Origin of the sequence: Methylobacterium sp. B1 (assembly GCF_000333255.1) — a bacterium.
Taxonomy (GTDB): Bacteria; Pseudomonadota; Alphaproteobacteria; order Rhizobiales; family Beijerinckiaceae; genus Methylobacterium; species Methylobacterium fujisawaense.
This window is the reverse complement of sequence record NZ_BACT01000455.1, coordinates 1-7,837: the sequence shown is the minus strand read 5'-3', so window position 1 is coordinate 7,837 and position 7,837 is coordinate 1. Positions and strand designations below refer to the sequence as shown.

The 7,837-nt window shown below is 70.0% G+C and carries 9 protein-coding genes and 1 pseudogene; all 10 read left to right on the top strand.

Features of this window, described 5'->3' with window-relative positions:
* The first annotated feature begins 59 nt into the window (after window positions 1-59).
* The gene (petA, locus tag I53_RS13290) at window positions 60-629 is read left to right on the top strand and encodes a ubiquinol-cytochrome c reductase iron-sulfur subunit (RefSeq protein ID WP_043351452.1); all 570 of its coding nucleotides are present in this window, start codon (window positions 60-62) and stop codon (window positions 627-629) included.
* Between the two features lie 13 nt (window positions 630-642).
* Window positions 643-1,929: a cytochrome b N-terminal domain-containing protein gene (locus I53_RS13285; RefSeq protein ID WP_043351447.1), complete on the top strand. Its 1,287-nt coding sequence runs from the start codon at window positions 643-645 to the stop codon at window positions 1,927-1,929.
* An 18-nt stretch (window positions 1,930-1,947) separates the two neighbouring features.
* Window positions 1,948-2,859, top strand: a complete 912-nt coding sequence (locus tag I53_RS13280) for a cytochrome c1 (RefSeq protein WP_043351445.1) — start codon at window positions 1,948-1,950, stop codon at window positions 2,857-2,859.
* Between the two features lie 296 nt (window positions 2,860-3,155).
* Window positions 3,156-4,031 carry an S-methyl-5'-thioadenosine phosphorylase gene (locus I53_RS13275; protein ID WP_043351451.1) on the top strand — a complete coding sequence of 292 codons (876 nt, stop codon included), beginning with the start codon at window positions 3,156-3,158 and terminating at the stop codon, window positions 4,029-4,031.
* 84 nt (window positions 4,032-4,115) lie between these two features.
* Window positions 4,116-4,703 (top strand): imidazoleglycerol-phosphate dehydratase HisB, encoded by a 588-nt coding sequence (gene hisB / locus I53_RS13270; RefSeq protein ID WP_043351443.1) that lies wholly within the window; start codon window positions 4,116-4,118, stop codon window positions 4,701-4,703.
* A 67-nt stretch (window positions 4,704-4,770) separates the two neighbouring features.
* Window positions 4,771-5,256, top strand: a complete 486-nt coding sequence (locus tag I53_RS13265; RefSeq protein ID WP_078946997.1) for a DUF2628 domain-containing protein — start codon at window positions 4,771-4,773, stop codon at window positions 5,254-5,256.
* A gap of 19 nt (window positions 5,257-5,275) precedes the next feature.
* Window positions 5,276-5,935 carry an imidazole glycerol phosphate synthase subunit HisH gene (gene hisH / locus I53_RS13260; protein WP_043351441.1) on the top strand — a complete coding sequence of 220 codons (660 nt, stop codon included), beginning with the start codon at window positions 5,276-5,278 and terminating at the stop codon, window positions 5,933-5,935.
* Between the two features lie 37 nt (window positions 5,936-5,972).
* Window positions 5,973-6,716 carry a 1-(5-phosphoribosyl)-5-[(5-phosphoribosylamino)methylideneamino]imidazole-4-carboxamide isomerase gene (gene hisA, locus I53_RS13255; protein WP_043351439.1) on the top strand — a complete coding sequence of 248 codons (744 nt, stop codon included), beginning with the start codon at window positions 5,973-5,975 and terminating at the stop codon, window positions 6,714-6,716.
* Between the two features lie 32 nt (window positions 6,717-6,748).
* On the top strand, window positions 6,749-7,552 hold the full coding sequence (gene hisF, locus I53_RS13250) for an imidazole glycerol phosphate synthase subunit HisF (RefSeq protein WP_012317478.1): 804 nt from the start codon (window positions 6,749-6,751) through the stop codon (window positions 7,550-7,552).
* Window positions 7,549-7,837, top strand: a pseudogene (locus I53_RS13245) (dihydroorotase); the annotation flags it as partial. The gene hisF and the pseudogene I53_RS13245, both read left to right, overlap by 4 nt.

The window sequence follows — 7,837 nt, the reverse complement described above, 5'->3', positions numbered from 1 at the left end:
GGATCGAGCCGGGACGAGGGCACCTGCGGCCCTGACGCCGACGCATGGAGTTCCGAACCTTGGCGAACACATCAGCCGCCGCTCCCGCGGCCTCTGGTCATGAGGGCAGCCGCCGTGACTTTCTCTTCCTGGCGACCGGCGCCGGGCTGGCGGTCGGGGCCGCGGCCGCGGCTTGGCCGCTGATCTCCTCCATGGCGCCCGATGCGGACACGATCGCCGCCGGGGCGCCGATCGAAGTCGATCTGACGCCGATCCAGGACGGCCAGATCGTCAACGTCTTCTGGCGCGGCAAACTGATCTTCGTGCGCAAGCTCACCGCCAAGGAGGTGGGCGACATGAAGGCGGTCCCGCTCTCGGCGATGATCGACCCGGCCGCCTTCCCGACGCGGGTCAAGAACGGCCACGACCAGTGGCTGGTGGTCTACGGCAACTGCACGCATCTCGGCTGCGTGCCGATCGGCCACCAGGGCAATTTCGAGGGCTGGGCCTGCCCGTGCCACGGCTCGCAATTCGACGCGGTGGGCCGCGTGCGCCATGGACCCGCGCCCATCAACCTGCCGATCCCGCCCTACGCCTTCGAGACGGACACCAAGATCCGGATCGGCGAAGGCGGCAAGGAAGCGGCCTGAGGAGGACGGAAGCATGAGCGGAACGGCCAGCACCTACGTCCCCAAGAGCCGCGTAGCCAAATGGTTCGAAGCGCGCCTGCCCATCGCCGGGCTGGTGCACTCGTCCTTCATTGCCTACCCGGTTCCGCGGAACCTCAACTACTTCTGGACCTTCGGGGCGATCCTCGCCGCCTTCCTGGGCATCCAGATCGTCACCGGCGTCTGGCTGGCGATGCACTATGAGCCTTCGGCGACGGGTGCCTTCACCTCCGTCGAGAAGATTATGCGCGATGTGAACTACGGATGGCTGCTGCGCTACGCGCATGCCAACGGCGCCTCGATGTTCTTCGTGGCCGTCTACGTCCACATGTTCCGCGCGCTCTATTACGGGTCGTACAAGGCCCCGCGCGAGGTGCTCTACATCCTCGGCGTCGTCATCTACCTGCTGATGATGGCCACGGCCTTCCTGGGCTACACGCTGCCCTGGGGCCAGATGAGCTTCTGGGGCGCCACCGTCATCACCAACATCCTGGCGGCGATCCCGGTGGTCGGCGACACGATCCAGACCCTGCTCTGGGGCGGCTACTCGGTGGGCAACCCGACCGTGAACCGCTTCTTCTCGCTGCACTACCTGCTGCCGTGGATGATCGCCGGCGTGGTCGTGCTGCACGTGTGGGCGCTGCACGTCACCGGCCAGAACAACCCGGCCGGCATCCCGATCAAGTCGGGCAAGGACGCGGTGCCGTTCACGCCCTACGCGACGATCAAGGACGTCTTCGCCACCTGCGTGTTCATGATCCTGTTCGCCTGGTTCCTGTTCTACCAGCCGAACTTCCTGGGCCATGCGGACAACTACATCCAGGCGAACCCGGCGGTGACGCCGGCGCACATCGTGCCCGAATGGTACTTCCTGCCGTTCTACGCGATCCTGCGTGCGGTCCCGAGCAAGCTCGGCGGCGTCATCCTGATGTTCTCGGCGGTGATCATCCTGGCCTTCGCGCCGTGGCTCGACACGTCGCGGATCCGCTCGTGCAACTACCGGCCGCTCTACCGCCAGTTCTTCTGGGTGTTCATCGGCGCGACCCTGCTGCTCGGCTGGCTCGGCTCGCAGCCGCCGGAGGGGGGCTACGTGCTGGCCGCTCAGGTCTGCACCATTTACTACTTCGCGCACTTCCTGATCGTCATGCCGCTCTGCGGCCTGTTCGAGACGCCGAAGAAGCTGCCGGGCTCGATCCTCGAGAGCGTGACCGGGCCGGGCAAGCAGGTGAGTGGATCCGGCATGCCGGCGGGCGCTGCCGCCGCTCCGACCACCAAAGGCTGACGGGCTGACGACAGGACCATGATGATGACCCGCGTCCTCTCGACGACCGCCGCGGCCGCTCTGGCGGCCCTGCTGATCGGCGCCGTGCCGGTCTCCGCCCAGGAAGGGCATGGCGGGCCGATCCCGGCCCGCGTGAACTGGAGCTTCGCCGGCGTGTTCGGCCGCTTCGACACCGCGCAGCTGCAGCGCGGCTTCCAGGTCTACAAGGAGGTCTGCTCCGCCTGCCACTCGATGAAGCTGGTCTCCTTCCGCAACCTCGCCCAGGAGGGCGGACCGGACTTCACCGCCGGGCAGGTGAAGGCCCTCGCGGCGACCTATCAGGTGAAGGACGGCCCGAACGATGCCGGCGAGATGTTCGAGCGGCCCGGCCGGCCCGCCGACACCTTCCCGCCGCCCTTCCCGAACGATCAGGCGGCAGCGGCGGCCAACGGCGGCAAGGCCCCGCCGGACTTCTCGGTCATCGCCAAGGCGCGGACCTTCTCCCGGGGCTCGCTCTACTTCCTGACCGACTGGCTGCCCTTCGTCGGCTACTCGGAGCAGGGCCCCGACTATATCCACGCCCTGCTCAACGGTTACGAGGAGCCCCCGAAGGACTTCGCCCTGCCGGAGGGTGGCCACTACAACAAGTACTATCCCGGCCACATCATCGCGATGCCGCCGCCGATCACCGACGGGCAGGTCGCCTACCCGAAGAACGATCAGGGCCAGCCGGTCGTGCCCGAGACGGTCGATCAATACGGCAAGGACGTCTCGGCCTTCCTGATGTGGGCGGCCGAGCCGCACATGATGGACCGCAAGGCCCTGGGCTTCCGGGTGATCCTGTTCCTCATCATCCTGTCGGCGCTGCTCTACTACGTGAAGAAGAAGATCTGGGCCGATGTCGGCGGCGAGGTGCACGGCCTCCAGCCGGAGCTGCACAAGACCTACTGAAGCGCGCTGCCGCGATCGACGAGACGGATGGGCTCCCGAAAGGGGGCCCATCTTTTTTGGGCTGGATCGCCATGTTAACCCGTGGCCACCGCGACGATCGGCTGGACGGAAGCGGGTTGCTCCATCCCTCAACCTCATCCTGAGGTGCTGCGCAGCAGCCTCGAAGGACGGCTCCAGAGATCGATGCGTGTTCTGGAGCCCTCCTTCGAGGCCTCCGCTTCGCTCCGGCACCTCAGGATGAGGTGGCGGATGGATCAGGCGGCCGTTATGCGCTGCGCGACCAGGGGAATACCTTCATGACGGCAGCGGTCCTCGGAGTGATGGGCGGGTCCGGCGTCTACGACCTGCCGGGTCTCGAGGACGTGCGCGAGGAGCGCGTGACGTCGCCCTGGGGCGAGCCCTCGGACGCCCTGCGCATCGGGCGGATCGGCGAGACCAAGGTCGTGTTCCTGGCCCGGCACGGGCGGGGACACCGGCTCTCGCCGTCGGGCATCAACTACCGCGCCAACATCGACGTCCTGAAGCGGGCCGGGGTCACCGACCTCGTCGCCCTCTCGGCCTGCGGCTCGTTCCGCGAGGAGCTGCCGCCGGGCCTCTTCGTACTCGTCGACCAGTTCGTCGACCGCACCCACGGGCGCTCCACCTCGTTCTTCGGCGACGGCTGCGTCGCCCACGTGTCCCTCGCCCATCCGGTCGGTCCGGGGCTGCAGGCGCGGATCGCCGTCGCCGCGAAGGCCGAGGACATCGCGGTGCATCGCGGCGGCACCTATGTCTGCATGGAGGGGCCGCAATTCTCGTCGCTCGCCGAATCCCGGGCCTACAAGGCTCAGGGCTTCGACGTGATCGGCATGACCAACATGCCCGAGGCCAAGCTCGCCCGCGAAGCGGAGATCACCTACGCCACCATCGCGATGGTCACCGACTTCGATTGCTGGCACCCGGGCCACGACGCGGTGGACGTCGCCTCGGTGATCGCGGTCGCCCGGGCCAACGCCGACAAGGCGGCGCGGCTCGTCGCCCGTCTCGCCCGCGATTTCCCGGCCGAGCGCGAGCCGTGCCCGGCGGGCGCGCACCGGGCGCTCGACGGCGCGATCATGACGGCGCCCGCGGTCCGGGATCCGGCATTGCTCGCCAAGCTCGACGCCGTGGCGGGACGGGTCCTCAACGGGTAGCCGGCCGCCCTTTCCATTCGGCGGCGAGTCCCTCTAGAAGGCGCGGGCGGCCGCAGCCGCCCCAGACGCGAAGTCCAGACCGAAATGCGCAGCGCCTCCATCAGCCGGAAGACCGCGGAAACCGATATCGCGGTCACCGTCCATCTCGACGGGACCGGGCGATCCAATATTGCCACTGGGATCGGCTTCCTCGACCACATGCTGGATCTGCTGGCGCGGCACGCCCTGTTCGACCTGGACGTGAAGGTCGTGGGCGACCTGCATATCGACCAGCACCACTCGGCCGAGGATTGCGGCATCGCCCTGGGCCAGGCCTTCGCCAAGGCGCTCGGCGACAAGCGCGGCGTCACGCGCTACGCCGACATCCACTTGCCGATGGACGAGGCGCTGACCCGGGTCTGCCTCGACATCTCGGGTCGCCCCTTCCTGGTGTTCCGCACCGCCTTCCGCGTGGAGAAGATCGGGACCTTCGACACCGAGCTGGTGCGCGAGTGGTTCCAGGCCTTCGCGATGAATGCCGGCCTGACCCTCCACGTGGAGACTCTCTACGGCGACAACGCCCACCACATCGCGGAGAGCTGCTACAAGGGTCTGGCCCGGGCCTTGCGGAAGGCCGTTGCGATCGATCCGCGGGAGGAGGGGCGCGTTCCCTCCACCAAGGGCTCCCTGTAGACCTGTTGTCGCCGGGCGCCCGGATCGGCCACGCGGCCGTCGCGGCGCACGCTGTCGGAGTTTCGCGATGCGGATGCGCAGCTACACGCTCCACCTGCCGGCCGATGCGCGGCCGGGCGAGTCGGTCGAACTCGACCGGGCCGTGCTGGTGCGGGACGGCTTTTCCTGGCCGGCCTTCGCCTTCACGGTGCTGTGGTTCCTGTTCCACCGCCTCTGGATCGCCGCCCTGGTCGTCCTCGTCGGCCTCGTGGCATTGGCCGCGGCCGGCTTCGTGCTCGGGTTGCCGACCGGTGCCGGCCTGATCGTCTCCCTGCTGGCCGCTTGGCTGATCGGCCTCGAAGCGTCGAGCCTCCGCCGCTGGACCCTGGCCCGGCGCGGCTGGCCGGCGCGTGACGCGGTCATCGCCGCGACGCCCGAGGAGGCCGAGGCGCGGGCCCTGAACCGCTGGCTCGAAGCCAGCCCGACAACGCCGCGGGCCCCGTTCCCGAGCGGTCCCAGCCGGCGGTCCGAGCCGGTGATCGGGCTGTTCCCCGCCCAGGAAGGCGCCCGGTGAGAGTCCGGGCGAGACGCGCATGAGCACCGAGACCGTCGCGATCATCGATTACGGGTCGGGCAACCTCCATTCCGCCGCCAAGGCCTTCGAGCGCGCCGCCCGCGAAAGCGGGCGCGATGCGCGGATCTGCCTGACCTCGGATCCGGAGGTGGTGGCCGCGGCCGACCGCGTCGTGCTGCCCGGTGTCGGCGCCTTCGCGGATTGCCGCCGCGGGCTCGATGCCGTCCCCGGCATGGTCGAGGCGATGACCCAGGTCGCGCACGAGGCGGGGCGCCCGTTCCTCGGGATCTGCGTGGGGATGCAGCTCCTGGCGACCCGCGGGCTGGAATATACCACGACGCCGGGCCTCGGCTGGATTCCCGGCGATGTCGGTCCGATCCGGCCGTCGGATCCGACCCTGAAGGTCCCCCATATGGGCTGGAACACCCTGCGGACCGAGCGCGACCATCCCCTGCTCGCCGGCATTCCCACCGGCGACGACGGGCTGCACGCCTACTTCGTGCACAGCTACGCGCTCAATGCGGAACGCCCGGACGACGTGGTGGCGCGCGCCGAGTACGGTGGCCCGGTCACCGCCCTCGTCGCCCGCGACAATGTCGCCGGCACGCAGTTCCACCCCGAGAAGAGCCAGCGGCTGGGCCTCGCGCTCATCGCCAACTTCCTGAACTGGCGCCCGTGAGCGCCGTTCGGCCCAGGCAAGAAGGACAGAAGCGCCCGTGATCCTGTACCCGGCGATCGACCTGAAAGAGGGGCGTTGCGTCCGCCTCATCCAGGGGGACATGGCGCAGGCCAAGGTCTTCGGCGACGATCCGGCCGCGCAGGCCGCGATCTTCGAGTCGCAGGGCTTCTCCTGGCTCCACGTGGTCGATCTCGACGGCGCCTTCGCGGGCGCGCCGCGGAACGCGGAGGCCGTCGACGCCATCCTCGCGCGGGTGAAGATCCCGGTCCAGCTCGGCGGCGGCATCCGCGAGATGAAGACTCTGGAGGGCTGGCTGAGCAAGGGCGTCGCCCGGGCGATCATCGGCACCGCGGCGGTGCGCGATCCCGGCTTCGTCCGGGAGGCCGCCCGCAAGTATCCGGGCAAGATCGCGGTCGGGATCGACGCCAAGGACGGCCGCGTCGCGGTCGAGGGCTGGGCCCAGACCTCCAGCATGACTGCGGAGGAGCTGGGGCGCCGGTTCGAGGACGCGGGCGTCGCGGCGATCATCTACACCGACATCGCCCGCGATGGCATCCTGAAGGGCCTCAACGTCGAGATGACCCTGGCACTCGCAGAGGCCGTGCGCATCCCGGTGATCGCCTCGGGCGGCCTCGCGTCGATCGACGACGTGCACCGGCTGCTGCAGCCGGATTGCGCGCTGATCGCCGGCGCGATCACGGGCCGGGCACTCTACGACGGCCGCATCGATCCGGAGGCGGCCCTGGCGGCGATCGCTGCGGCGCGCGGCCCGGCCGCGTGATAGTCTGAGGCCTGCGATATGAGACGGCGCCCGTGCTGAAGACCCGCATCATCCCCTGCCTCGACGTGAAGGACGGGCGCGTCGTGAAGGGCGTGCGCTTCGAGGGCCTGCGCGACGCCGGCGATCCCGTCGAGGCCGCCAAAGTCTACGACGCGGCCGGCGCCGACGAGCTGTGCTTCCTCGACATCACGGCGAGCCGCGAGGCCCGCGGCACGCTGCTCGACATCGTCAGCCGCACCGCCGAGGCCTGCTTCATGCCGCTCACCGTGGGCGGCGGCGTGCGCACCGTCGAGGACGTCCGCGCCCTGCTGCTGGCCGGCGCCGACAAGGTCGCGATCAACACCGCGGCCGTGAAGGATCCCGACCTCGTGGCCCGGGCCGCCGAGAAGTTCGGCGCGCAGTGCATCGTCGTCGCGATCGACGCCAAGCGCGTCTCGCCGCCCGGCGCGCCGGCCGCCTGGGAGATCTTCACCCATGGCGGCCGCGACCCGACGGGGATCGACGCCGTGGCCTTCGCGCGGCTGGTGGCCGAGAAGGGCGCCGGCGAGCTGCTCGTGACCTCCATGGACAAGGACGGCACCCGCTCCGGCTACGACCTCGCGCTGACGCGGGCGATCAGCGACGCCGTCACCGTGCCGGTGATCGCCTCGGGCGGCGTCGGCGGCCTCGACGACCTCGTGGCCGGCGTGGCCGAGGGCGGCGCCAGCGCCGTGCTGGCGGCCTCCATCTTCCATTTCGGGCAGGCGAGCGTCGCCGAGGCGAAGGCGCACATGGCGGCAGCCGGCCTCGCCATGCGCCTCGACGGCCCGGCCTCTTCCGCGAGGGCGCCCCTGTGAGCAGCTATCTTCTGGCGAACGCCAACCTCCTCGATCCCGAAACCGGCCACGAGACCGCCGGCGCGGTGCTGGTACGGGACGGCCGCATCGCCGACATCGCCGCCGGCGCGGCGCCGGGTGCCCCGGCCGACGCGGAGCGCGTCGATTGCGCGGGCCGCGTGCTGACCCCCGGGCTGATCGACATGCGCGCCTTCGTGGGCGAGCCGGGGGCCGAGCACCGCGAGACCCTGGCCTCGGCGAGCGCCGCGGCAGCCGCGGCGGGGTCACGAACGCTCGTCTGCTTGC

Excerpts from the sequence above, each read along its gene's own strand:
- I53_RS13280 (WP_043351445.1), top strand. The coding sequence starts at position 1,948 with ATGATGATGACCCGCGTCCTCTCGACGACCGCCGCGGCCGCTCTGGCG.
- I53_RS13275 (WP_043351451.1), top strand. The coding sequence starts at position 3,156 with ATGACGGCAGCGGTCCTCGGAGTGATGGGCGGGTCCGGCGTCTACGAC.
- hisB (WP_043351443.1), top strand. The coding sequence starts at position 4,116 with ATGCGCAGCGCCTCCATCAGCCGGAAGACCGCGGAAACCGATATCGCG.
- hisH (WP_043351441.1), top strand. The coding sequence starts at position 5,276 with ATGAGCACCGAGACCGTCGCGATCATCGATTACGGGTCGGGCAACCTC.
- I53_RS13265 (WP_078946997.1), top strand. The coding sequence starts at position 4,771 with ATGCGGATGCGCAGCTACACGCTCCACCTGCCGGCCGATGCGCGGCCG.
- I53_RS13285 (WP_043351447.1), top strand. The coding sequence starts at position 643 with ATGAGCGGAACGGCCAGCACCTACGTCCCCAAGAGCCGCGTAGCCAAA.